Origin of the sequence: Microbulbifer jejuensis (assembly GCF_047289955.1) — a bacterium.
Taxonomy (GTDB): domain Bacteria; phylum Pseudomonadota; class Gammaproteobacteria; order Pseudomonadales; family Cellvibrionaceae; genus Microbulbifer.
Genome location: NZ_JBLBUB010000019.1, coordinates 1 through 23,726 on the forward strand (window position 1 = coordinate 1; position 23,726 = coordinate 23,726).

A 23,726-nucleotide genomic window follows, 5' to 3' on the forward strand; every position below is an offset into this window, starting at 1 on the left:
ATGGCGGCACCAAAGCTGAGCGGAAGGTTACTGGCTTACCGTCCTTGCTCCGGACCTTCGGCACTTTCACTTTCACCGGGCCAATTCCGGTCTGTATATCACGCTCTGGCAGGTATCCATTGCGGACTACAGCCGCTCGGCCATCACCCAGGCGGCGGTTTTGAAACTCCTCCATGAAGGTCGACAGCTCTGCCTCCACTGCCTTCTGAAGCAGCTCTCGTGCCCCTCGACGTAATAGCCCAGTTAGCGGATCTACTGTCTCATGTCGACCTGCAAACTCAACAACGGTATTCTTATCCATAGCAGCGTATTCCTGGTTGGTTGACTGTTTGGCGACAACAAATCAACCAGATACGCTGCTTTCTTTCAAACCTTCAAACACCAAAATTGGTTATAGCTCGCTTGCAGGTGGTGCAGCGGCAAAGGCTTTGGGTGGTCGCTTTAAAGATGGCTTTGCCGGAGGCTTGTTAAGTGCCGGGGCTCGGCATGCGATGGGGCATTTTAATCAAAAAGCCGTACAAGAAGCTGCTGAATCACAGGAAGGAATAACTTATACAAAGTTAAATGATAGAGAAACTGAACAAGCCCTTATGGTAAAAGCTGATATGATAGCTGATGGTCTAGGCGCTCCTGGGGGCGATGCGGATTGGCACTATTCTGGAGTGGAATCTATAGATTGTGCCGGAACTATGACTTACGGTTGTACCTCAACTACAATCATCAGGCACACGGACGGAACAAAGAATTATATAAGTTCTATTGAATACGGACATGGCGTTGCTAGTCCAGGTACTCATAGAATTGTCTGGCGGGCCAATCAGACACGGCTAATGGAATTTAAGACAGGTCTTGAAAGAGCAGTATTTGTTACTTTACATGAAAGAGCGCACGTTGCAAAACCGGGTAACACCCCGTATAGCGAATTATTTGCAAATAAATAAGCCCTAAAGTATTACAACGAATGGTTAAAACAAGATTAGCTGAAGAGAGTAAAACTGATGTCTTTTAAGAACCCAAGATATAGCCTTGTTATTTTTGGCTTTGTTGCTTCTATCGTAATTTTTAGTTCACCTCCCGCGAAAGCTTGCATGTGTGTTTCAAAAGATGACAGTTTAGAAAGTGTATACAAAGGAGCACAAGGTATCTATCTAGTAGCAATCAGCGCAATACAAAAAGATGGTTTACGACAAGGTAACGAAAGCGTTTCTCTGACGTTAGATGTCCTCAGAGTGCTTAAAGGGGAATCTGTCCCTCAGCTAAATGCAGTTGGTTATGCCGGGTTTCCCAAAGTTGATTCGACTGGTGCTATTACGGAATTAATAACGAGCTGTGGTATGCAATATATTTATGGATCACAGCATATCGTTGTTAAAAAAGGCAGTAGTGAAATTATATTAAGCAAGTGTAGTGAAAATGTTATTAGGCTTGAACAATTGGCGGCACTAATTTCATTAATTAAAGAACAGAGATAAATAAATGGCCCCTACAGAATTATAATCTGTAGGGGCTATTTTTTAAAACATATAAGCCAAGCCAAATTGCCAAGCGCCCAAGTTATTCAAATCAAAAACAATGCGCTCCCCATCTCCAAGCTTGTATTGCCCAATCTCGCCTATTAAATAATTCACGTATTCTAATTTAACTCGCACATGATCCGCAAATTCGTACCGAAAACCTCCTGATCTTGCCCACCAGCAACGGACACGCCATTAAGCAGCTTGCTGTGCCTCAAACGCTTCTGGGCTGAGGTAGCCGTTGGCGCTGTAAAGGCGGGTTCGATTGTAATCCAATTCTATGTATTCAAACACCGTTTCACGCATCGCCAGTCTTGTTGGAAATCGTTCGTCATGAATCGATTCTACTTTTAGTGAGTGGAAAAATGTTTCTGCGCAAGCGTTGTCGTAGCAGTTTCCCTTCGCGCTCATGCTACATTCCAGATTATGCGCTTTGATTAGCGACTGATAATCTCGGGAGCAGTATTGGCTCCCCCGATCAGAGTGCACGATAACTCCCCTAGGCATTTTTCGTCGCCACAGGGCCATACGCAAAGCATCACAGACTAGTGTGGCCGTCATTCGCTCTGACCTCGCCCAGCCGACAACCAGGCGGCTGTAGAGATCTATCACTACAGCCAGGTATAGCCAGCCTTCTTCTGTCCATAAATAGGTGATGTCCCCAACCCATTTCTGATTCGCCGCCGTAGCATTGAAGTTCTGCTTCAGTAGATTGGAAGCCACCGGCAGATTGTGCTTCGAGGAGGTAGTGGCCTTATACTTTTTGGCTGCCTTAGCCCGCAGTCCCTGCCGCCGCATGCTGACAGCAACTGTCTTACGGTTATACGCATTACCTCGGCTTGCCAGTTCCTTTGTCAGCCGCGGAGCGCCACTGCGGTTTTTGCTGGCCGTAAAACACTCCTGTACCAGGCGATCCAGCTGGTCCCGATGTTGCTGTCGCTTGGAACAGAGTGTTCCTCTGGCTACCCAGTCGTAGAAGCCGCTGCGGGATACGTTCAAAACCCGCACCATTGCCTTGACGCTGAACTCTTGCCTGTGTTCTTGCATGAAGGCGTACCTCATTTCAGGCTCTTTGCAAAGTACGCCGCGGCTTTTTTTAAGATTGCCAGTTCCTCTGCCTGCTCCGCCAGCTGCCGTTTCAGCCGGGCATTCTCAGCCGCTAGCTGTTTCTCGGCATCTCCTCGATCCTGGTGTAATCTAGCCTTACTCCCCCAGCCGTAGATCTGGGAGGCATGCAGGCCGAGCTGTTTGGCTGCAGCGCTTACGCCCACCTTGGCCGCCAGTGCCAGGGCCTCTGACCGGTACTCCTCGGAGTATTGCTTGCGAGTGGTTTTGGTTGATTTCTTTGGTCTTGCCATGGGTCACCTCTGTCGCGTAGTTTATCGCCTCACAGTAAATATAAATAGGTGAACTTATGCTTTCTAAAATTAGACACCTAAAAATATTTCTTGGGCTTATTTTTTTATTATCAATAAATGTGAATGCTATTTTTGATGAGTTTGCTTATACACCTGTTTCAGTATTCGAATTGATAACAGTTGGTGAAGATTATGATGATTGGAATGTGGAGGTGGTGGGTGTTCTTTATTTTCATCGGGAAAGTACGATGCTTTTTGTAAGCAAAGAAAAATATAAATTTATGGATAATTCAAGTGCTGTGTTTATTGATGCTAGTAGCTTTGATGAAAGCATGAAAAATCAGTTCACTGATGCCTCTGGTAAATATGTATCTTTACAGGGGCTATTTAACAACACAAATAGGATTAAGAATACTGCAAGCTCCCATACTTTTGGTCCGGCATATAGCGGGGTATTATCTAAGATAAAAAGTATTATGGTGTTGGAAAATTAGGGAAGCTATTGAATTACTGAGGGAGATAGGATTTCCAAAGCCCCGGCAGGTAACTGTCGAAGAGTATAAATGATTCTGCGTAATCGCCCCTGCCAGTTGCTTATTTTTTATCAGTGAGGCGGTTGCCAAATTCGATCATAAAGCGGTTCATTGCCGGCTTCCAGTTACTGACGAATAGATGAACATAGTAGAGGAGTTCAGCTTTGATGCCTGGGGCAAGTGTCGGGCACCGAGTCTCGCAAGACTGGGGTAATTGCTTAACAAGCCCTGGGCCAGTATGACGGCGTACGAGAGGGACAACCTGACCCTGAACCCCTGGGACCTGGCCTCCAGCATTACCAACAAGGGTTTTACCGGTCATGAACAGCTGGATGGTGTGGGCCTGATCCATATGAACGGGCGGGTATATGATGCCGAGATAGGGCGCTTTCTCAGTGCCGACCCGTTTATCCAGGACAGAACGAACCTACAGGCTTTAAACCGCTACACATATGTGCTAAACAACCCTTTAAGCTATACAGACCCTAGTGGGTATTTCTTTAAGAAACTGTTTAAAAAAATAGGAAAAATTTTTAAAAAAGCCTGGAAAGGAATAAAGAAAGTAGCTAAGGGGATTTTCAAGGGCATCAAGCGTCAGCTTCAGGCAGTGGGCAAAGTTCTCAATGCGGTACCGGGCCTATCGACTGTGGTAGGGATCGCCATAGCGATAGTGGCCTCACCAGCAGCCGCAGAGATCTATTTCCAGGCGCTGGCATACCTCAATACAGCCATCAGTTTGGCCAATGGGGCTCCTATAGGGGATGTGCTGACGGGCTTTGCAGTGGGGATGGTGGTTGGTGGGATTAGCGGCGGCCTGGGGGACGCATTGGCCCAAACGTCACTAGGGGTTGCCGGACACTATGTGGCCAGTGGGCTTGCAGGTGGTGCAGCGGCAAAGGCTTTGGGTGGGCGTTTTAAAGATGGTTTTGCAGGCGGTTTGTTGAGTGCCGGGGCGCGGCATGCGATGGGGCATTTTGACCAGAAGCTGGAGGCCGATTCCGGCCCACACTCTAAAAATGATCCGACAGATATTCGCAACGGTGTTAAAGATACCGGGTTAAGTTTAAGAGATGAGAATGGGGTATTAACTGGTGATATTGTGCTTAAATGTCAATATGGCGCTGCGGACTGTGGGCAAGCTTTAACTGAAATGGCGAGCGTTGTTAACGCGCATGAAAAAATCAATATAAATTTTAGCCTTGCTGGAGAAGGGCAGGCTTATGATTTAGGATTAAAGGTTGGTGATAGTAGAATTCTCGGGTTGGATGGTGATTACGGAAATTATGCTAGGGTAGGTGTAATATCAAGATTTTTTAGTAATAAGCCTGTCATAACACTTAATACTACTCGACTCGATACCACTGCAGCCCATGAATTCGGCCACGCCATGGGGCTGGGGTACCAAGCTAATTATACCAGAAGATTGATGTCCTACAGCCACCGAGATGGAGTCCCTAGAACAAGGCAATTCTCAGGCCAAGCGGTTGGATGGCTCCTCGATCATTATGGTGATTGAAATGAAAACTAGATTTTTATTTAGTGTTTGTATGTTAATTGCGGCGCTGAATTCCCGCGCAGATAAGGCGATCACGTTTTGTGAAATTATATCTGATGGTGTTTGCAGCATTACATGGATGAGAACTCCAGCAGAGAAAATAGTCGATTACTATTCTATACATAGAATGGATTACTCTGGTTACTCGTTTGTTTGGCGGTCTGAGATTGAGAATGCAGAAATACAATATAAGTGGGTTGACAATCAGGAAGGGGATTCCATTTTTTACGCATTTCCGAAAGGCACACCGGGGCTGGAAATCAAATCCGTGGATACAAACAGCGCTGTTTACGTGTATCTATCAAATGAATTTGCCAGCATGTCCGTTCGTGAATTTATCAGTATTTATGAGCTTATGCAATCCGGACGAAAATCTAAATATGAATTTAAAAAGGTTTTTTCCGGTTTAAATTTTCTTGAAAAGATATACTATAATTTTAATGAGTTTAGAGAGTCGTATTTAGGGTTAGATGGATCTGATTTAAAACTAACCGCAATAAGGTTCGGTTCACCCTTAGAATGTCAGGACTGCTTGTATTTAACTTTTGAAGGCCCTAAAGGTAATTGGAGGCTTTGGGGAAAGCTTGGCAAAGGCGGATATTTTAGTATACAGGGCATATCTCAATTTGAATAGAATTACGGAATTTAATTAACAGATATGAAATGGTATGCGTATCAAGGTTGAACCTGAGCAGTTTTTCGGCACAATTCTCACTACTGTCAAAATAAAGGTCGTGATGAACAATATTCCGGCTTACATTTGGCCATATTTCCTGTAAAACTGTACGTATATAAAGCTTTGGTAGGTTTAAATGAAGAATATCCCTATATCCGCTTCGAAAATCTCCTCTAGATTTATGCATCGATTGCAGAACTTTATGCGGTCAAAGTATTTGACTTGGAAAACCGAAAAAACCTATCGCTATTGAGTAAAAGATTTCATGCGTTTTAACCTGATGCGCCACCCGGAGCTGCTTGGCATCGATCAGGCTGGCCCAATTCAGGTGACAAATTGCGGTGTGTTTTTTATAAGGCCATGCTAGATCGAAGCCGTAATGGCTCGGCGTCTGTCCAGGTTGCGGTAGGCAAGGGCCTCGGAAATATGCGTCGTATAGGCCCTTTCAGCACCCGCAAGGTCTGCCAGGGTACGCGCGACCCTGAGTACGCGGTGATAGCTGCGCGCAGAGAGCCCCAGTTTTTCTATAGATTGTCTCATCAGATGCTTTTCATTGTTTCCCAGTGCGCAGTGCTTTTCCAACTCGACACCCTGTAAGAGGGTATTGATCTTGCCCTGGCGTTGGATCTGTCGCTCGCGGGCGGTGCATACCCGCGTGCGCACCACTTCGGAAGGCTCTCCGGTGGGAGCGTCCTGTAATTGAGCGGCGTTCATGGTGCTGACCTCCACCTGCATGTCAATACGGTCCAGCAGCGGTCCGGAAAGTTTGTTGCGGTAGCGGCCAATCTGGTCCGGTGTGCAGCGGCAGCGGTTCTCCCCCAAGTATCCACAAGGGCAGGGGTTCATGGCGCCCACCAATTGAAAACTGGCGGGAAAGGTGACCTGGGCTTGTGCGCGGGAGATGCGCACTTCACCGTTTTCCAGAGGCTCGCGCAGTATTTCCAGTGCCTGGCGGGGAAATTCTGGCATTTCATCCAGAAACAGGACGCCGCGATGGGCCAGTGAGACCTCACCAGGTTTCGGTGTACTGCCGCCCCCCACCAGCGCGGCTGGCGAGGCGCTGTGATGCGGCGCACGGAAAGGACGCAAACTCTGGTGAGGCATGCCTGCACTGGAGTAGACGGCAGCCACCTCGATTAATTCGGTAGTGCTGAGCGGAGGCAGTATGCCCGGCAGGCGGCTGGCCAGCATGGTTTTGCCGGTGCCGGGGGGGCCGTAAAAAAGCAGGTTGTGGCCACCGGCTGCAGCCACCTCCAGGGCGCGCCGGGCTTTTAGCTGGCCGCGCACATCGACAAGATCGGCGCAATGTATATCAGCATCTTGCGGTTTGGGAGTGGCGCGGGGCAGGGGCTCACGCCCGTGCAGTTCGGCACATACCTGCAATAGTGAAGCGGCACTGCCGACTTCGCCTCCCGCCAGAGCGGCTTCGGCACCACACGCCTGTGGCACCACCAGTTTGCGCCGGGCAATGGTACTGGCAATCGCTGCGGGTAGGGCGCCACTGACTTCGCGCAGTATGCCGGTCAGTGCCAATTCGCCGATAAACTCATAATTTTGCAGAGGTTCGCAGGGCACCTGTCCGGAGGCCGCGAGGATACCGATGGCGATCGCCAGGTCGTAGCGCCCGCCTTCTTTGGGCAGGTCGGCGGGCGCGAGATTGACCGTAATACGGCGCTGTGGAAACTCGAAATGGCTATTGATCAGAGCACTGCGTACCCGGTCGCGGCTCTCTCTCACCGCTGTCTCAGGCAGGCCGACGATATGGAAGGCGGGAAGGCCATTGGCCAGATGTGTCTCGACTGTGACCAATGGGGCAGATACCCCGAGCTGTGCACGGGCATGGGTAACTGAGAGGTTCACAGTTTCATCCTGGAAATCACCAGCCGAGGATTCAGGTTTCGGGTTTGTTGTCCCTTGAGGCCAGGACCTGTTCCAGCATTTCCACTTTATCCTCCAGGCGCGCCAGCTTTTCCCGGGTGCGTCGCAGAATATCCACCTGGGTATCGAACTCGCGCTGGGATACCAGTGGCAACTTGTCCAGGGAAACTTCCAGGGCGCTGCGCAGGTCATTGCTGACAACCGCACCCTGTTGTTGCAGTTCTTTCAGTAGCTGTTGCAGTTTATCCGCAGCCACAGGCAACTCCTCGCTCAGTAATTCATCGTTATTGGCACCAGATTGTAACCCACAGTACTTTGTCGCAAAAGCTGTCCAAGGTGCACCATTTTGATTATTCCCCCCTGCAGTGCCTCCCCACTTCAGTGCGTGTTTCGATCAAAAGGGCCAGTTTGGTGCGTACTCTTTTGTTGGCTCTTTGTTCGTATTTATTCCAACTGTCTATTTTCTTAGCTAACCCGTTGATTTTATTCAGTGTTGCAGCTTTGGCATCAACCCTGCACTCAATTAGGCAGGTGTGCCATTGACGATCACTGGCAGTCCGGGAAAGTCGCCGTTCACAAGACGCAAAAGACCCTCTGTCATACCCGACAGTACAGGACCGATTGCAGGCGGCGCCATTACAGGAATCAGAAATTTAGATACATGGAAATCTTGGAGGATCAAAGGTGAAAACGAAAATGCACAAAATCGCCACTGTCTTCACTGGTGCTGCCCTGGCTCTGGCTATTGGCGGTACGGCTTTTGCCGAACAAATCGGTCCCAGTTTCAGTGTCAGCGCGGGTCTGGTCTCGGAGTACAGATTTCGCGGTATTAGTCAGAGCGATGGGCAACCGGCAATTCAGGCGGGGATAGACTTAGATTTTGTCAATGGCTTTTATCTGGGCACCTGGGTTTCACAGGTGGACTTCGATTACGGCAATGACGAAACTGATTTTGAACAGGATTTCTATGGTGGCTACTCTGCGGAAGTGAATGATTCCACGCGCTATGAGATTGGTTATATCCATTACGCTTATCACGGAAGTGATCGTGATGAGGACTATCAAGAAATATATGGAAGTCTGACCTTCTCCGACCTAACGCTGGGTTTTGCTTATTCCGATGACTATTGGGCTGAATCAGGTGCTTTTTATTATCCTTACGCAGAGTATAGTTTTTCTTTGCCATCTGATCTGAGTTTAGAGCTTCATATTGGTTTAAACCTTTTTGATGAAGAAATTTTCCTATACGAGTCTGATTCCTATATCGATTACTCTGCAATCCTCAGTAAAGCGTTTGGTGACCTAACCCTGAGCGCTGCTTTTATTGGCACAGATATAAGCGACAGAGCGTGCTTTGACACCAGCTGGTGTGAGGCGACACTGCTCGCTGAAGCGAGCTATACCTGGTAATACAAACGCCTGTAATTAGTTGCGGGCATTGTTCTTTTGTGGGGGGAAGCCATGAAACTGATCACTGCAATTATTAAACCTTTCAAACTGGATGCAGTGCGAGACGCTTTGAGAGAAGCAGGTGTTAATGGCGTTACTGTCAGTGAGGTTAAGGGGTTTGGCCGGCAAAAGGGCCATACGGAATTATATCGTGGCGCAGAGTATGTAGTGGATTTTCTGCCTAAAACCATGCTGCATATTGCAGTTTCAGCGCAACAACTGGATGTGGCGTTGGAAATAATCGGTTCCAGCGCGCATAGCGGGAAGATCGGCGATGGCAAAATTTTTGTAGCCAACCTTGAGCAGGCAGTGCGTATACGCACCGAAGAATCCGGCAGCGATGCTATTTAGATCAGAAATATTCAAAACATAATTTTAAAAAATATACAGGTTTAATCGGAGAGGAAAATGGAGAGTCAAGTATTTCAGTTGCAATATGCAGTTGATACCTTTTATTTTTTGATATGTGGTGCGCTGGTGATGTGGATGGCTGCCGGGTTTGCAATGCTGGAAGCAGGCCTGGTGCGTTCAAAAAATACCACCGAAATTCTCACTAAGAATGTCGCCCTGTTTGCCATTGCCTGCATCATGTACCTGATGACCGGTTACGCGATTATGTATGATGGCAATTGGATGCTTTCCGGCATTGAGGCCTTCAGCCTTGACGGTGTACTGGCGGAGTCCGCTGAGAATGGCTTTGAGGGCGACTCCGTATATTCCGGGGCCTCCGACTTTTTCTTCCAGGTAGTGTTTGTCGCCACGGCAATGTCCATCGTATCCGGTGCCGTAGCAGAGCGAATGAAGCTGTGGAGCTTCCTGGCGTTTGCCGTTGTCCTGACAGGCTTTATTTATCCGCTTGAGGGGTCCTGGACCTGGGGTGGCAAAGACGTTTTCGGACTGTATAACCTGGGTGATCTCGGCTTCTCTGACTTTGCCGGTTCCGGTATTGTACATATGGCTGGCGCAGCTGCTGCACTGGCTGGCGTTCTGGTGCTGGGCGCGCGCAAGGGCAAGTACGGCCCCAATGGTCAGGTCTATGCGATTCCCGGTGCAAACCTGCCGCTGGCAACCCTGGGGACTTTTATTCTGTGGATGGGTTGGTTCGGTTTTAATGGTGGCTCCGTGCTCAAACTGGGCGATGCTGCCAATGCACACACGGTGTCGATGGTATTTGTCAATACCAATACTGCTGCAGCCGGAGGGGCTATTGCCGCGTTAATCACCGCGCGCATCCTTTTTGGCAAGGCCGATCTGACGATGCTGCTCAATGGGGCATTGGCCGGTCTCGTGGCCATTACCGCCGAGCCCGCCACTCCGACTGCGCTGCAGGCAACCCTGTTTGGCATGATCGCCGGTATCATTGTGGTTTTCTCCATTATCGTGTTGGACAAGCTGAGAATAGATGACCCGGTTGGCGCAATTTCCGTACACGGTGTGATTGGTATGCTCGGTCTGATGCTGGTGCCGCTCACACATGAAGACGCCACTGTTAGCGGTCAGTTGACAGGCGCCGTGACCATTTTCTTCTGGGTCTTTACCACTTCCCTTATGGTCTGGTATCTGCTCAAGTGGGTGACCGGTATCCGCGTCAGTGAGGATGAGGAGCAGGAGGGTATTGACTTGACGGAATGCGGAATGGAAGCTTACCCGGAGTTCATGAGCAATTAGTTGTTCTGCGAACCCCGCCAGGTGGCACCCTGGTTGCGGTTATTATAGAGAAGACACATCAGGGGGAATAGACAAAATGAAATTGATAACGGCCGTGGTTAAGCCCTTCAAACTGGATGATGTACGTACAGCCCTTTCGGAAGTGGGTGTACAGGGGATGACGGTAACGGAAGTGAAAGGCTTTGGTCGCCAGAAAGGGCATACCGAACTCTACCGCGGTGCTGAGTATGTGGTGGACTTCCTGCCCAAAGTCAAACTGGAGCTGGCAGTGGATGACGATATGGTGGATCCCGCTGTTGAGGCCATTACCAAGGCCGCCCAGACAGGAAAAATCGGTGACGGTAAAATCTTTATTACCGCCCTGGAGGAAGTGATCCGTATCCGCACTGGTGAAACGGGCAGGGAGGCGGTGTAATCAAGCCACATATATTCGATAGTTGAAATAGAAAAAGAACGCCAACTGCTTTTGTAAGCCCCTCGGAGGGCTTTTCTCTTTTCTGGGTATTGTCGGTTATGCCATTTGCGTGATGTGGGCAAACACCCCTGCACAGCTTTCGCTGAAATCCCCATAGCAAAAGGCAATATCTCACAGTTTTGTCCCAACAAAAAACTCTACGGCTCAAGCGCTCACAGCTGGCGGCGCAGATAGGAAGTGCCTATATATTATTCGCCACTTGTGATGGGGCACGGGATTGTCACTCGAACTGGCTTTCGGTTTCTTATACGCCGCGGGGAAAAGGCGGCGCAGAGGTACTCCCTCTGTAACAGGAGTAAAGGTTACAGGGTTTTAGCTATGAAAGATGGTTACGAAGATCAGGGCAAGAACTCTCGCAGTAAAGACTCTGAGGAATTTGCCGAAGAGCGCAGTGTCACCTCGCGCGAACGCGCAAGGAGTCAACTCAGTGCCGATGTGGAGGAGTTTCTCGATGGTGGCGGCGCAATCAGCGAAATTGACCCGGATGTCAGCGCCGATCCCCCTCGCAAGCCACAGCCCAAATACGGCAGCCGCCCGATTTAGTCCCCTAAGAAGGCCACCTCCGCCGGCAGGGTGGCGGTACACACCGGTCTCCAACCTTAAAAGGTCAGTTGGGTTGTTGGGGCTGGCTGGAAAAAACCCGGTAAACCGCTCCCGGCCTAGCGCTCCAACCACTTTGGCAACAGGCGTTCCAATACCTCAGCGATGTAGGACAGAAACAGTGTGCCCAGGCTGGAACGATAGTATTGCGGGTCGGAAGAACCTGCCGCAAGCACGCCCAATTGACTGCCCAGCGGCACTACTGCTGCAGAGGCCACCTGTTGTCCCTGCCCGGCAAACAGGTATTCACGCTCTACCGGGCGTAAAACACCACAAACAGGGCGACCATTGCGCAGAATTCCACCAATAGCGGTTTGGGCGCTGGCGCTGGAACTGGTTTGCACCTGGCCCAGACTGCTGCGTGTCCCAGGTGGGGGGTCAAACAGGGTCAGAGTAGTGAATTCCACATTGAAGTCGGTAAAAAAGTTGGCATAGAGGACCTCAACGGCCTTGCCCACGTTCTGCGCCTCCAGCAGGGCCAGAATCAGGCGGCGACTGTTGAAAAATAACTGGTCGTTTTCGCGGGCATTGTGCAGTAGTTGGTCGAGCCGCTGGCGCATCTCGATATTGCGCTCGCGCAACAGGTTGGTCTGGTGTGTCATCAACGACACCGTCTTGCCATTTTCCCGCGGCAATTTGATGGTCTCGAGCAGGTCCATACGCTCGACAAAGAACTCGGGGTTTTGCATCAGGTAGCGGGCAACCTGGCGTGCGAGCAGCTTTTCATTGCGCTGTGCCTCCTTGTGCGGATCAGAGGCAATCTCGTCAAGGGGATGCTTGGCGTCTTTTTGTTCCATTTTGGTGTGTTCGATATCCGTGCGGACCTGAGGTGCAGTTGCAACTTCAGCGGGTGGGCACCCTCTGGCGGCAGGTGCGCGTAATCCCTGGGAAGTGCGAATAGACTGCCACCCTGCCCGTATTGTTATTCAGAGAATAATTTGCCCGTGAAAAACCGTGGTTGCGGGCCCACTCATAGTAACTGGCTGACCCGGTCCACTCCAGTGGATTGTCAGGGCGCCCCCCGGCAGATGGATTTCCACCTTGTCCTCCACCAGTCCGCGTTGGTGTGCGTAGACCATGGCAGCGCAAGCGCCAGTGCCACAGGCACGGGTTTCGCCCACGCCGCGCTCGAATACCCGCAGATGCGCCATGCTGCGGGCCTCAATTTGCAAAAAGCCCACATTCACGCCCTGTGGAAAACGCGGGTGCATTGCCAACAGGGGACCCAGCTCGGGCACCGGAGCCATCTGTACATCCTCAACCAGTAACACTGCGTGGGGGTTGCCCATGGATACGGCGCCGATAATAAAAGTCTCGCCGTTGATCTCCAGGGGATAGCTTTCCGCACGGCGATCGGCACTGAAGGGAATTTGCTCCGGCTCCAGGAGTGGCGCCCCCATGTTCACCTCGACCTGGTCACCACCTATAAGGTTGAGCTGCAGCGTGCCGCTGGCGATTTCCACGTTCAGGTGTTGTTTACCGGTAAGGCGGCGCTCGTGTACAAAGCGTGCAAAGCAGCGAGCGCCATTGCCGCAGTTCTCCACTTCCCCACCGTCCGCATTGAAGATCCGGTAGCGGAAATCCGTATCGGGATACTGGGGTGGTTCCACCAGTAGTACCTGGTCGCAGCCGATGCCCAGGCGGCGGTCGGCAATTCGGCGAATCTTGTCTGGCGACAGCCTGATTCGCTGACTAACGCCGTCGAGCATGACAAAATCGTTTCCGAGCCCGTGCATCTTGCTGAATTTAACGCGCATTCCATTTCTCTGTGGGTTCTGTATTGGGTAAACGAAGTATCATCCCTGAATACATCGGCTGTCGTCCGCGGAGTACTGGCAAAGCGGTGTGCGTCAGCGGGTACCGCATGGCCTTGCAACTTTACGCCGGCGACGGCACCCTTTGTGTCGCACTTTGGCAATGAGAAGCTGGGTTCTCTCAGGGTTCTCGATTGCGCCAATGTCATTCTTATTCTGACATCGATTCCGTCACCGGGGGTCAGATTTTTTCCGGTACCGGGCTCTCGCCCCGTACCAAGTCGGCGAAAGTTTCCCGCGCCCGCACCAGATAGGTATTGCCACCGTCCACCAGCACCTCTGCTGCACGGGTGCGGCTGTTGTAGTTTGAGCTCATGGTAAACCCGTAGGCGCCGGTGGAGAGCACCGCCAGCAGCTGCCCCTCCCTCAAGGATAGGGTGCGGTTCTTGCCGAGGAAATCACCGGTTTCACAAACCGGGCCAACGATATCCCACAGGGCGCTCTCGCCATGGTTCAGTGTCACCGGCACGATATCCTGCCAGGCCTGGTACAGGGCCGGGCGCAGGTTGTCGTTCATGGCGGCGTCGACAATGGCGAAGTTGTGTTCCTCGGTCGGCTTCAGGTAATCGACCCGGGTCAACAGTACGCCGCCGTTGGCAGCGATGGAACGCCCCGGCTCCAGAATCAGGCCCAGGTTGCGATCGCCAATGCGCTCGAGCACCGCCATGAGGTAGGCCGCCACCGGTGGTGGTTCCTCTCCCCGGTAACGCACACCCAGGCCACCGCCCAGATCCAGATGTTCCAACTGGATGCCCTCCCCGAGGAGCCGGTCGACCAGTTCCAGCAGTCGATCCAGAGCATCCATAAAGGGCGCTATCTCGGTTAGCTGGGAGCCGATATGGCAATCCACACCGATCACTTTCAAGTGTGCGGAGTTTGCTGCGCGAGAGTAGGTGCCTAAGGCGTGTGCAATGGCGATACCAAACTTGTTTTCCTTAAGACCTGTGGAAATATAGGGGTGGGTCTGGGCATCGACATCCGGATTCACTCGCAGGGAGATGGGGGCGACGGTCTCGCACTCTGCCGCCACCTGCGCCAGGCGGTGCATTTCCGCCTCGGATTCGATATTGAAGCAGTGCACACCCACCTCGAGCGCACGGCGCATCTCGTCAGCGGTTTTTCCCACACCGGAGAAAACCACACGGGAGGGATCGCCGCCGGCCAGTAGCACCCTCTCCAACTCGCCGCCGGAGACGATATCAAAGCCCGCACCCAGCTGTGCCAGTAGGGACAGGATGCCCAGGTTGCTGTTGGCCTTGACCGCATAACAGATCAGGCCGGGATGACTGCCGAGGGCATTGGCATAGGCTTGGTATTGCCGCTCAAAGTGCGCGCGGCTGTAGACGTAGGTTGGGGTGCCGAAACGCCCGGCGATCTCTTCCAGGCAAACCTGCTCCGCCCACAGACTGCCGTCGCGGTAATTGAACTCGCTCATTTCTGTGTTTCTTGCTCTGCTGGGTCTTCCGCGCTTTTGCGATCCTCCTCATCAGATTCGCCCGGCTGAGTCGCTGTGTTGCTGGTGGGTGCGGTGGAGGGTGGTCCAGTGGTAATACTCGGAGCCGGCGAAGCGGGAGCCTGGGGCAGGTACAGCGGGCCTTTCTGGCCGCAACTGGTTGCGAGGCCGGCACTGGCCAGGAGGGCCAGGAGAGAGAGAAACGGTGTTTTCGACATGGATGACATCCTGCGCCCGGGCTTGCCAAGCGGTGTTCGGCAAAAGCCTGATAGTATAGCGGCCCGGAAATTTCTACCAAGCAGACCCTAACAGAAGTTACATAAAGATGAGCCAGACCAGATACGAGGCGGCCGTTGAGCACACCCTGATGACGATCGAGGACGCTGTGGATAACTGCGCCTGGGACATTGATTTCGAGCGCAATGGCGCCGTGTTGACCCTGACACTGGAGGACAATGGCAGCCAGGTTATTATCTCGCGCCAGTCGGCCAGTGGCGAACTTTGGGTCGCTGCCAAGTCCGGAGGCTACCATTTGGCGTTTGCCGATCCCGGTTGGCAATGCGCTTCCACGGGCGAAGATCTGCCAGCGCTGCTGGATCGCGTGTTGAGCGATCAGCAGGGGGAGCGGGTGTTATTGGCACTGTGTCTGTAGATCGGTCCCGGATGGGGCCTCAGCGCGCAGTGCGATGGCGTCTCTCGCCCGGGCACAGGCCGCGCGCACTTGCATCGGCGCGGTGCCGCCGATGTGGGCACGGGCAGTGACCGAGCCCTCCAGGGTGAGCACGGCAAACACATCCTCATCGATTTCCGCGCAGTATTGTTGCAGTTGGTGCAAACTCAATTCTGCCAGGTCCTTGCCCTGTTCGATGGCAAAGGACACCGACTGGCCGACAATCTCATGGGCATCGCGAAAGGCAACGCCCTTGCGCACCAGATAGTCGGCCAGGTCTGTGGCGGTGGAGAAGCCCCTGGCCGCAGCCTCCAGCATATTGTCTCTCTTCGCCTCCAGTGCCGGCACCATATCTGCAAAGGCGCGCAGGCAGTCCAGTGCGGTATCGGCGCTATCGAATAGCGGCTCCTTGTCCTCCTGGTTGTCCTTGTTGTACGCCAGTGGTTGGCTTTTCATCAGCGTCAGCAGCGCTACCAGGTGGCCGTTGACGCGACCGGTCTTGCCGCGCACCAATTCCGGCACGTCCGGATTTTTCTTCTGCGGCATGATGGAGGAGCCGGTGCAGAAACGGTCCGGCAGGTCGATAAAATCAAACTGACTGGAGGTCCAGAGCACCAGTTCCTCACTGGCACGGGACAGATGGGTGAGCAGCAGCGCGGCGAAGGCGCAGAATTCGATTGCGAAATCCCGGTCACTGACAGAGTCCAGAGAGTTCTCGCTGGGCGCGTCAAAGCCCAGCAGTTCGGCGGTGCGAGCGCGGTCAATCGGGTAGCTGGTGCCGGCCAGTGCGGCGGCGCCCAGGGGAGAGCGGTTCAGGCGCTTGCGGCAATCCATCAGACGCTCAAAGTCCCTGCTGAGCATGGCGTTCCAGGCCAGCAGATGGTGACCGAAGGTCACCGGCTGCGCGCTCTGCAGGTGGGTAAAGCCCGGCATGATAGTATCGGCCTCGCGCTCGGCCAGGGCCACCAGTCCCGATTGCAGGCGGGTCAGTTCGGCGGCGATGCGATCAATACGGCTGCGCAGCCACAGGCGAATATCGGTTGCCACCTGGTCGTTGCGGGAGCGGCCGGTGTGCAGCTTCTTGCCGGTGGGGCCGATACGCTCGGTCAGGCGTGCCTCAATATTCATATGCACGTCCTCCAACTGAACCGACCAGGGAAATGTCCCCGCTTTAATTTCCTCGGCAATATCCCCTAGGCCAGCGGCGATTTTACGGTATTCCCCGTCGCTCAATACCCCTACCTCCGACAACATCTGCGCATGGGCAAGGGAGCCCTGGATATCCTCCAGTGCCATACGTTGATCGAAGGAGACCGAGGCGGTAAATCGCTCGACAAAGGTATCGGTAGCCTCGCTGAAGCGACCGCCCCAGGGTTTGGGGACCGGGTTGTTGGCGGAGTTGGTGGGGGCTTTGCTATTGCTCATGCTTTTCCTGGCTGCAGTGAGGTGAAAGACCGGGGAGCTTGGTGGTATCTTGCCCTTCGTGTTTAAGGACAATCAAGAATAACAACTGCATGTCATTTCCCAGGCCGCCGGGCATTATAGCGCAGAAAATTCGAAAACCTGATGCTAATAACAAGGATTCTGCGATTTCTGGCACACTGCCTTTTTTGCCGGATCTGTGCAGTGGCACCGCCCTGGTGGCACTGGTACTGATGGGTGAGCTGCTGGCCCTGGTGCTGGTACTGGCCCTGGATGGATTGCGTGAATTCAGCTGGCAGCGCCTGGGACTGGTGTCGTTGGTGATCCAGTGGGTGATCCTGCCCTCCGCCGCGGTCTTGTGTCGCCTGCGCCCTTATTTGGCCAAGTTGCCCCACAAACAGGCAGGCGGTCTCAGTTTCGCAGCGGCGCTCGCTGTGCTGGGCGTGATTATGGTGATACAGCGCGCCCTGCGCGCGCTCTTGCTCCAGGCCGGTTTTGACTGGTGGGGGCTTGCCAGCGACTGTCTGCTGGGGGCTATCTGCGCCGGTGTAGTACTGCGCTACGCCTATCTGCAACAGCAACTCGTCAACCAGCAGCAGGCGGAACTGGGTGCGCGCATTGAGGCGCTGCAGTCCCGTATCCGTCCCCATTTTCTGTTTAACAGCATGAACAGCCTGGCCAGCCTAATCGCTGTGGACCCGGACCGCGCCGAACGCCTGGTGGAAGACATGTGCACGCTGTTTCGCGCCAGTCTTGCCGACCCCAAACTGGTGTCCCTGCAACAAGAGGTCATCCTCGCCAGACGCTACCTTGAGATCGAGGCATTGCGGTTGGGGGGGCGCCTGAAACAGCGCTGGCAGTTGGATGCAGGGCTGGAGGAGATTCAACTGCCCAGTCTGTTGTTGCAACCCCTGCTTGAAAACGCCGTACTGCATGGCGTGGCGCAGTTGCGTAAGGGAGGGGAAATTACGGTGCAGTGCGGAATCCGGGATGGCGCCCTCAGAATCACGGTCGTCAACCCCCTGCCGCGGGAAACTGTGCGCCCTTGCAGGGAAAGCAACGGTATGGCCATGGAGAATATCCGCCAGCGTCTCGCAGCCTATTACGGTGATCGCTTCAAATTTACCGCCCGTCGGGAGGGCGGTCACTATCGGGTGGCCCTGCAGCTACCCTTGGTTCCCAGGGAGTCGGCCCAACGGGGTACAGAGGTCGCTATGAACAGCAAAAGACATGCCGAGGTGACGCAGTGACCCAGTTGCGAGTCCTGATTGTCGATGATGAGCCTCTGGCCCGTACACGTCTACACCGGCAGTTGGGTACTATTGATCATTGCACTGCGGTGGGCGAAGCTGCGGATAGTGAGTCCGCGCTGATACAGGTGCAGGTACTGGACCCCGATCTTGTTTTACTCGATATCGAAATGCCCGGCGGCAGTGGCCTGGCGCTGGCGCAGCAGCTGGCTGCCCGCAACTATCCACCGGCAATCATTTTTTGCACCGCCCACGATGAATTCGCCCTGCCCGCGTTTGCCACCTCCGCAGCTGGCTATTTACTCAAGCCGGTCAGCGTCGAGCAGCTGCGCCAGGCGGTCGCGAAGGTGCAGCGTCTCAGCAAACCCCAGCAAAAACTGTTACAGGGCGCACAGGAACCCCCTGACTGCAGCCGTATCAAGGCCGTGAGCCGCCTGGGGGTGGAACTGCTGCAGGTGAATACCATCCGTTGCCTGATCGCCGACAGCAAATATGTCCTGGCCCATCACCCCGCCGGCGAGACAATCCTGGATGAATCCCTGAAGGAGTTGGAGTGCAAGTTCGGCGCGCGCTTTGTGCGCGTGCACCGCAGTACCCTGGTGGCGCGGGAGTTTATTGTCGGCCTGCGCAGGGAGAGCGGTCATTACCGGGTAGAGCTGGACGGGGTGGCAGAGGCACCGCTGGTGAGCCGGCGCATGCTGTCGTCCGTAAAGGCCCTGATTGCAGAAATGTGCTGAGTATCCCATCCGCTTTTAACGCAGAAACACAGTCGCTACTGCGGCTACCATCAACAGAGCAAAGCTCACCCTGATGACCCTTGCCGGTAATGGCTTGTGGAAAAGGGGCCGCAGGCTGCCGCCGAGACACAACCAGAGAAAATCCACCAGGGCAGCGACCAGCAGGCAGACCAATCCGGTTACAAGATAGCTTGGGCCATGCCCTTCAATCGGGAGCAGGAACTGGGAGAAAATGGCAAAAAAAGCGGCGTAGGCCTTTGGGTTGAGCAAATTAAAGATAAATCCGTCCAACAGTGACGGCACCCGGGTCTCAGCCGATTGGCCCGGATTCAGTACGGGCGCCGTAGCAATTTTTATTGCAATGTAGCCAATATAAAGTGCTCCACCCACCTGTACAATAAAATGGGCTTCAGGCCAGGCCGACAACAGTGCCGCCACGCCGGCAGTGGCACCTACAATCGCTATGCACAGGCCGAGCAGGATACCGATCAAAAAACCGGTACTTTTCCTCACGCCAAAGGTTGCTCCAGAAGCTGCCAATGCGAGTGGCGCAGGGCCGGGAGAGCCGAGCAACAGGCCCGTGGCTGCAATCAGGGAAAACAGCGCTTCCGGCATAAATGCTTATCCTATTTTCCGCCCGTGACATCAATAAACGCACCCGTGGTAAACGCAGACTCATCGCTGAGAAGCCAGGCTGCCGCTGCAGCCACCTCTTCCGGTTGACCGCCTCGCCCGAGGGGAATTGCGGATTTTACCCGCTCTACCCTGTCGGGCTCCCCGCCATCTGCGTGCATTTCTGTGTAGATACAACCGGGCCGTACGCCGTTCACCCGGATTCCCTCGCTGGCAATTTCCTGGCTGAGACCGATGGTCAGGGTATCGACTGCACCTTTGCTGGCCGCATAGTCGATATATTCATTGGGCGATCCCGAACGGCTGGCACCGGAAGAGATATTGACAATGGCACCGCCACTACCGCCATGTTTGGTTGACATTCTTTTTATGGCTTCGCGGCAGCAGAGTAGGGTGCCTGTGATATTAATGGTGAGAATCTGGTTAATGCGCTCTGCATCCATTGCCTCAACACGCATTTGTGGTTTGAGGATTGCGGCATTGTTCACCAGGTATTGCAGGGGGCCGAGTTGCCGGTCGACTTCCCTGAATAAATGCAGGATATCCGCCTCTGAGGCAATATCTGTGCGCACGGCTATTGCCTCAACGCCAAAAGCTTGAAGTTCATTTAGCAGGCATTCGGCCTGTTCTTTCCGCTCCCGGTAACTGATGGCGATATGATATCCACGCCGGGCAAGTAACCGTGCCGTGGCGGCACCGATTCCGCGGCTTCCACCGGTGATCAGCGCGATCTTTTTTTCACTTTTTGAGCTCATTTTCCAAGTCCGTGAGCGCGTTTTTTGTACAAAGAGAGCGCCGGTGCGCTCCTAATTTTCTGCCAGACGTGTTGCTAGCTGTATAGCGGGGGTTTGGGGGACCATGTTCTTTTTTAAAGCGGGGAAAGGCACTGTCGGACCGGGTACCCCAATCGACGCTAAGCGCCGCGATCCCAGCCAAATTTAAGTGAGCACTTAATACAACTGCGGCCCACCGTCGCCGTACTCTGAATCATTTTGCAGGCTCAATTCGCCCGCGGCGCTGTTTAAGTATTCGGCATCGGATTCGGACTTGAGCTTGATCATCAGGCGCAGGTCGTTGGAGGAATCCGCGTGGGAGAGGGCATCTTCGTAGGTGATTTCGCCGCGGTCGTAGAGTTCGTACAGGGCCTGGTCGAAGGTTTGCATACCCTGCTCGCCGGAGCGCTTCATCAGTTCCTTCATTTTGTGCACCTCGCCCTTGCGGATCAGGTCCGACATCAGCGGGGTGTTGATCATGATTTCCAGACAGGCGCGGCGGCCATCCCCATCCGGTGTCGGCACCAGCTGCTGTGCCACCATCGCCTTCAGGTTCAGCGACAGGTCCATAAACAGTTGTTCGTGGCGGTCCGCCGGGAAGAAGTGGATGATGCGGTCCAGGGCCTGGTTGGCGTTGTTGGCGTGCAGGGTGCACAGGCACAGGTGGCCGGTCTCGGCGAAGGCGATGGCGTGGTCCATGGTCTCGCGCGAGCGCACCTCACCAATCAGGATCACATCCGGTGCCTGGCGCAGGGTATTTTTCAGGGCCACTTCAAAGGATTCGGTATCCAGGCCCACCTCGCGCTGGGTCACAATACAGCCGCGGTGCTGATGGATAAACTCGATGGGGTCCTCGATAGTAATGATATGACCTTTGGTGTTCTCGTTGCGGTGACCGATCATGGAGGCCAGTGAGGTGGATTTACCGGTGCCGGTGGCGCCCACAAAAATGATCAGGCCGCGCTTGGTCATGGCCAGGTCTTTGAGTCCGTCCGGCAGGCCGAGCCCGTCGATCGTGGGGATTTGGGTCTCAATGCGTCTCAGTACCATACCCACCAGGCTGCGCTGGAAAAATGCCGAGACCCGGAAACGGCCCACGTTGCGCACGGCAATCGCGAAATTCAGCTCCTTTTTCTCGGCAAATTCGCGCCGCTGTTTTTCATTCATGATGCCCACCACCAATTCGCGCGCCTTTTCCGGCGTGAGCGAGGTGCTGCTACAGGGCACGACGCGGCCGTGCAGCTTGATGGAGGGCGGTATGCCGGCGGTGATAAACAGATCCGAAGCGCCTTTCTCTACAACCAGTTGTAGAAGTCTTTCAATTTCCATGGTGGTTACCGCAATTTAAAGTTGACAGTGATGGGCCGCGCCTGAGGCCCAGGTAGATCGGCGCTTAGAAGTTTTCCGGCATTTTGGCTTTTTCCCGTGCAACTTCGCGGCCGACGATACGGCGCGTCACCAGATCTTCCAGGCACTGGTCCATGGTCTGCATGCCAGCGCTGGCACCGGTCTGAATGGCGGAATACATCTGTGCGATCTTGTCCTCGCGGATCAGGTTGCGGATTGCCGGGGTGCCGCGCATGATCTCGTGGGCGGCGACACGGCCGCCGCCGTTTTTCTTGAGCAGGGTCTGGGAGATAACCGCCTGCAGGGATTCCGACAGCATGGAGCGCACCATGGCCTTTTCCTGTGCCGGGAATACATCCACAACCCGGTCGATGGTTTTGGCTGCGGAGGTGGTATGCAGGGTACCGAATACCAAATGGCCGGTTTCCGCTGCGGTGAGCGCCAGGCGAATGGTCTCCAAATCCCGCATCTCGCCCACCAGGATAATGTCCGGGTCTTCACGCAGTGCCGAGCGCAGCGCCTCGGCGAAGCTATGGGTATCCCGGTGCACCTCGCGCTGGTTCACCAGGCACTTTTTGGATTCGTGCACAAATTCGATCGGGTCCTCAATGGTGAGGATGTGCTCGTATTTGTTGTCGTTGATGTAATCCATCATCGCCGCCAGCGTGGTGGACTTACCGGAACCGGTGGGCCCTGTGACCAGCACCAGGCCGCGGGGGGTGTCTGAAATCTGCTTGAACACCTGCCCCATCCCCAGGTCTTCCATGGTGAGTACCTTGGAGGGGATAGTCCGGAAGACGGCACCGGCGCCGCGGTTGTGATTAAACGCATTGACACGAAAGCGCGCCACGCCGGGCACTTCGAAGGAAAAGTCTGTCTCCAGGATTTCCTCGTAGTCCTTGCGCTGCTTGTCGTTCATGATCTCGTAGATCAGGCCGTGCACCTGCTTGTGCTCCATTGCCGGCAGATTGATGCGGCGCACGTCGCCGTCCACGCGGATCATCGGCGGCAGGCCGGCGGAGAGGTGCAGGTCCGAGGCGTTTTGCTTGGCGCTGAAGGCGAGGAGTTCAGTGATATCCATACTGCTACCTTAGGTTCTTGTTTTGGCTCAGGTAAAATTGCCGCTCAATTCGGTACGGACCCCAGTATATGCGCAAAGAGACCATCGTCGAAAACCTGAATGGAGTCGGTGAGCGGATTGTGACCTGCTGCAACAACTGCGCTCGCAGCCCTGCAGAAATCACCCTGCTGGCGGTTTCCAAAACGCAGCCGGCAGAGGTTCTGCGCATCGCCTATGAGGCCGGCCAGCGTCACTTTGGCGAAAATTATCTACAGGAGGCCCTGCAAAAACAGGACAGACTAGCGGAGCTGGATATTTGCTGGCATTTTATTGGCCCGCTGCAGTCCAACAAAACCCGTGCGGTGGCCGAACACTTCCAGTGGGTACATAGCGTAGATCGACTGAAAATCGCCCAGCGCCTATCCAGACAGCGCCCCGATGCACTGCCACCACTGAATATCTGCCTGCAGGTGAATATTGATGGCGAGCAGAGTAAGTCTGGCATAGTCCCAGAGGCACTGGCAGCGCTGGCGCAGTCCGTGGTGCAGCTGCCGGGATTGCGCCTGCGCGGGCTGATGGCGATACCGGTGGCGCGGCGCGACCCGGCGCAACAGCGTAGGCCTTTTGTCGAGCTGGCGCGCCTGCTGCAAGCGTTGCGGGCGCAATTTCCCCAAACGCCCCTGGATACCCTGTCCATGGGCATGTCGGCGGATATGGAGGCGGCGATCGCCTGCGGCGCCACCATTGTGCGTATCGGCACAGATATTTTTGGCGCACGGAATTACTCTGTGTGAAGGGACCTGTGCCTTTTCCCTGCGCCGGGAATAGCTTTCATCGCAAGCTTGCTGAACCCTATTGTGT

The 23,726-nt window shown here is 54.1% G+C and carries 27 protein-coding genes; 14 read left to right on the plus strand and 13 right to left on the minus strand.

All coding sequences use genetic code 11. The features are described from left to right. Window positions 1-301, minus strand: a 301-nt coding sequence (locus ACL7TT_RS13105; protein ID WP_413395994.1) for a transposase, incomplete at its 3' end; no start/stop codon positions are given. Window positions 302-329: 28 nt separating this feature from the next. On the opposite strand from ACL7TT_RS13105, the gene ACL7TT_RS13110 reads away from it, so the two are divergent. Beyond that, a complete protein-coding gene (locus ACL7TT_RS13110) occupies window positions 330-941 on the plus strand; it encodes a hypothetical protein (protein WP_413395995.1) in 612 nt (203 codons plus the stop codon). Between the two features lie 57 nt (window positions 942-998). Then, a complete protein-coding gene (locus ACL7TT_RS13115) occupies window positions 999-1,472 on the plus strand; it encodes a hypothetical protein (RefSeq protein WP_413395997.1) in 474 nt (157 codons plus the stop codon). Between the two features lie 237 nt (window positions 1,473-1,709). On the opposite strand, the gene ACL7TT_RS13120 is transcribed toward ACL7TT_RS13115, so the two are convergent. Further along, window positions 1,710-2,872 (minus strand): IS3 family transposase gene (locus tag ACL7TT_RS13120; RefSeq protein WP_413395999.1). Its coding sequence is split into 2 segments (ribosomal slippage): window positions 1,710-2,605 and window positions 2,605-2,872, totalling 1,164 coding nucleotides; the frame shifts between segments, so codons are not numbered across the junction. 56 nt (window positions 2,873-2,928) lie between these two features. On the opposite strand from ACL7TT_RS13120, the gene ACL7TT_RS13125 reads away from it, so the two are divergent. The 3 genes from ACL7TT_RS13125 (at window position 2,929) to ACL7TT_RS13135 (ending at window position 5,594) form a co-directional block, all read left to right on the plus strand. Next, window positions 2,929-3,366: a hypothetical protein gene (locus ACL7TT_RS13125; protein WP_413396001.1), complete on the plus strand. Its 438-nt coding sequence runs from the start codon at window positions 2,929-2,931 to the stop codon at window positions 3,364-3,366. 277 nt (window positions 3,367-3,643) lie between these two features. Beyond that, window positions 3,644-4,921 carry an RHS repeat-associated core domain-containing protein gene (locus ACL7TT_RS13130; protein ID WP_413396003.1) on the plus strand — a complete coding sequence of 426 codons (1,278 nt, stop codon included), beginning with the start codon at window positions 3,644-3,646 and terminating at the stop codon, window positions 4,919-4,921. A gap of 1 nt (window position 4,922) precedes the next feature. Further along, window positions 4,923-5,594, plus strand: a complete 672-nt coding sequence (locus ACL7TT_RS13135) for a hypothetical protein (RefSeq protein ID WP_413396005.1) — start codon at window positions 4,923-4,925, stop codon at window positions 5,592-5,594. A gap of 405 nt (window positions 5,595-5,999) precedes the next feature. Here the strand turns inward: ACL7TT_RS13135 and ACL7TT_RS13140 are convergent, their stop codons facing one another. Then, a complete protein-coding gene (locus ACL7TT_RS13140; RefSeq protein ID WP_413396006.1) occupies window positions 6,000-7,496 on the minus strand; it encodes a YifB family Mg chelatase-like AAA ATPase in 1,497 nt (498 codons plus the stop codon). A 31-nt stretch (window positions 7,497-7,527) separates the two neighbouring features. Then, complete coding sequence (locus ACL7TT_RS13145) at window positions 7,528-7,770, minus strand: accessory factor UbiK family protein (protein WP_299948017.1); 243 nt, start codon at window positions 7,768-7,770, stop codon at window positions 7,528-7,530. A gap of 428 nt (window positions 7,771-8,198) precedes the next feature. Between ACL7TT_RS13145 and ACL7TT_RS13150 the strand changes: the two genes are divergently transcribed. The 5 genes from ACL7TT_RS13150 (at window position 8,199) to ACL7TT_RS13170 (ending at window position 11,649) form a co-directional block, all read left to right on the plus strand. Then, window positions 8,199-8,924: a TorF family putative porin gene (locus ACL7TT_RS13150; RefSeq protein ID WP_413396009.1), complete on the plus strand. Its 726-nt coding sequence runs from the start codon at window positions 8,199-8,201 to the stop codon at window positions 8,922-8,924. A 51-nt stretch (window positions 8,925-8,975) separates the two neighbouring features. Next, window positions 8,976-9,314, plus strand: coding sequence for a P-II family nitrogen regulator (locus ACL7TT_RS13155; protein ID WP_413396010.1), 339 nt, complete (start codon window positions 8,976-8,978; stop codon window positions 9,312-9,314). Between the two features lie 57 nt (window positions 9,315-9,371). Then, window positions 9,372-10,631: an ammonium transporter gene (locus ACL7TT_RS13160; protein ID WP_413396012.1), complete on the plus strand. Its 1,260-nt coding sequence runs from the start codon at window positions 9,372-9,374 to the stop codon at window positions 10,629-10,631. 76 nt (window positions 10,632-10,707) lie between these two features. Then, the gene (locus tag ACL7TT_RS13165; RefSeq protein WP_299948010.1) at window positions 10,708-11,046 is read left to right on the plus strand and encodes a P-II family nitrogen regulator; all 339 of its coding nucleotides are present in this window, start codon (window positions 10,708-10,710) and stop codon (window positions 11,044-11,046) included. A 378-nt stretch (window positions 11,047-11,424) separates the two neighbouring features. Beyond that, the gene (locus ACL7TT_RS13170) at window positions 11,425-11,649 is read left to right on the plus strand and encodes a hypothetical protein (protein WP_413396014.1); all 225 of its coding nucleotides are present in this window, start codon (window positions 11,425-11,427) and stop codon (window positions 11,647-11,649) included. 116 nt (window positions 11,650-11,765) lie between these two features. Here the strand turns inward: ACL7TT_RS13170 and ACL7TT_RS13175 are convergent, their stop codons facing one another. The 4 genes from ACL7TT_RS13175 to lptM form a co-directional block, all read right to left on the minus strand. Further along, the gene (locus ACL7TT_RS13175; protein ID WP_413396016.1) at window positions 11,766-12,503 is read right to left on the minus strand and encodes a DUF484 family protein; all 738 of its coding nucleotides are present in this window, start codon (window positions 12,501-12,503) and stop codon (window positions 11,766-11,768) included. A gap of 129 nt (window positions 12,504-12,632) precedes the next feature. Continuing rightward, window positions 12,633-13,463: a diaminopimelate epimerase gene (gene dapF, locus ACL7TT_RS13180; protein WP_413396018.1), complete on the minus strand. Its 831-nt coding sequence runs from the start codon at window positions 13,461-13,463 to the stop codon at window positions 12,633-12,635. A gap of 238 nt (window positions 13,464-13,701) precedes the next feature. Next, complete coding sequence (gene lysA / locus ACL7TT_RS13185) at window positions 13,702-14,955, minus strand: diaminopimelate decarboxylase (RefSeq protein ID WP_299948442.1); 1,254 nt, start codon at window positions 14,953-14,955, stop codon at window positions 13,702-13,704. After that, a complete protein-coding gene (lptM, locus tag ACL7TT_RS13190) occupies window positions 14,952-15,191 on the minus strand; it encodes an LPS translocon maturation chaperone LptM (RefSeq protein ID WP_299948440.1) in 240 nt (79 codons plus the stop codon). The genes lysA and lptM overlap by 4 nt, the downstream gene beginning before the upstream one ends. 107 nt (window positions 15,192-15,298) lie before the next feature. Here lptM and cyaY point away from each other — a divergent pair, with 107 nt between their 5' ends. Beyond that, the gene (cyaY, locus tag ACL7TT_RS13195) at window positions 15,299-15,625 is read left to right on the plus strand and encodes an iron donor protein CyaY (protein WP_299948438.1); all 327 of its coding nucleotides are present in this window, start codon (window positions 15,299-15,301) and stop codon (window positions 15,623-15,625) included. Here cyaY and argH read toward each other — a convergent pair. After that, entirely contained in the window at window positions 15,605-17,068 is a 1,464-nt protein-coding gene (argH, locus tag ACL7TT_RS13200; RefSeq protein WP_413396021.1) for an argininosuccinate lyase, read from the minus strand. The genes cyaY and argH overlap by 21 nt on opposite strands. Window positions 17,069-17,157: 89 nt before the next feature. On the opposite strand from argH, the gene ACL7TT_RS13205 reads away from it, so the two are divergent. Beyond that, on the plus strand, window positions 17,158-18,315 hold the full coding sequence (locus ACL7TT_RS13205) for a sensor histidine kinase (protein WP_413396023.1): 1,158 nt from the start codon (window positions 17,158-17,160) through the stop codon (window positions 18,313-18,315). After that, entirely contained in the window at window positions 18,312-19,052 is a 741-nt protein-coding gene (locus tag ACL7TT_RS13210) for a LytR/AlgR family response regulator transcription factor (protein WP_413396025.1), read from the plus strand. The genes ACL7TT_RS13205 and ACL7TT_RS13210 overlap by 4 nt, the downstream gene beginning before the upstream one ends. A gap of 15 nt (window positions 19,053-19,067) precedes the next feature. Here the strand turns inward: ACL7TT_RS13210 and ACL7TT_RS13215 are convergent, their stop codons facing one another. The 4 genes from ACL7TT_RS13215 to ACL7TT_RS13230 form a co-directional block, all read right to left on the minus strand. Next, window positions 19,068-19,667 (minus strand): LysE family translocator, encoded by a 600-nt coding sequence (locus ACL7TT_RS13215; protein ID WP_413396027.1) that lies wholly within the window; start codon window positions 19,665-19,667, stop codon window positions 19,068-19,070. A gap of 11 nt (window positions 19,668-19,678) precedes the next feature. Beyond that, complete coding sequence (locus tag ACL7TT_RS13220; RefSeq protein WP_413396029.1) at window positions 19,679-20,440, minus strand: SDR family oxidoreductase; 762 nt, start codon at window positions 20,438-20,440, stop codon at window positions 19,679-19,681. A gap of 195 nt (window positions 20,441-20,635) precedes the next feature. Beyond that, on the minus strand, window positions 20,636-21,787 hold the full coding sequence (locus ACL7TT_RS13225) for a PilT/PilU family type 4a pilus ATPase (RefSeq protein WP_299943080.1): 1,152 nt from the start codon (window positions 21,785-21,787) through the stop codon (window positions 20,636-20,638). Between the two features lie 64 nt (window positions 21,788-21,851). Further along, window positions 21,852-22,886 (minus strand): type IV pilus twitching motility protein PilT, encoded by a 1,035-nt coding sequence (locus ACL7TT_RS13230; RefSeq protein ID WP_299943082.1) that lies wholly within the window; start codon window positions 22,884-22,886, stop codon window positions 21,852-21,854. Window positions 22,887-22,954: 68 nt separating this feature from the next. Here ACL7TT_RS13230 and ACL7TT_RS13235 point away from each other — a divergent pair, with 68 nt between their 5' ends. Further along, window positions 22,955-23,659 carry a YggS family pyridoxal phosphate-dependent enzyme gene (locus ACL7TT_RS13235; protein WP_413396031.1) on the plus strand — a complete coding sequence of 235 codons (705 nt, stop codon included), beginning with the start codon at window positions 22,955-22,957 and terminating at the stop codon, window positions 23,657-23,659. Window positions 23,660-23,726 lie beyond the last annotated feature (67 nt).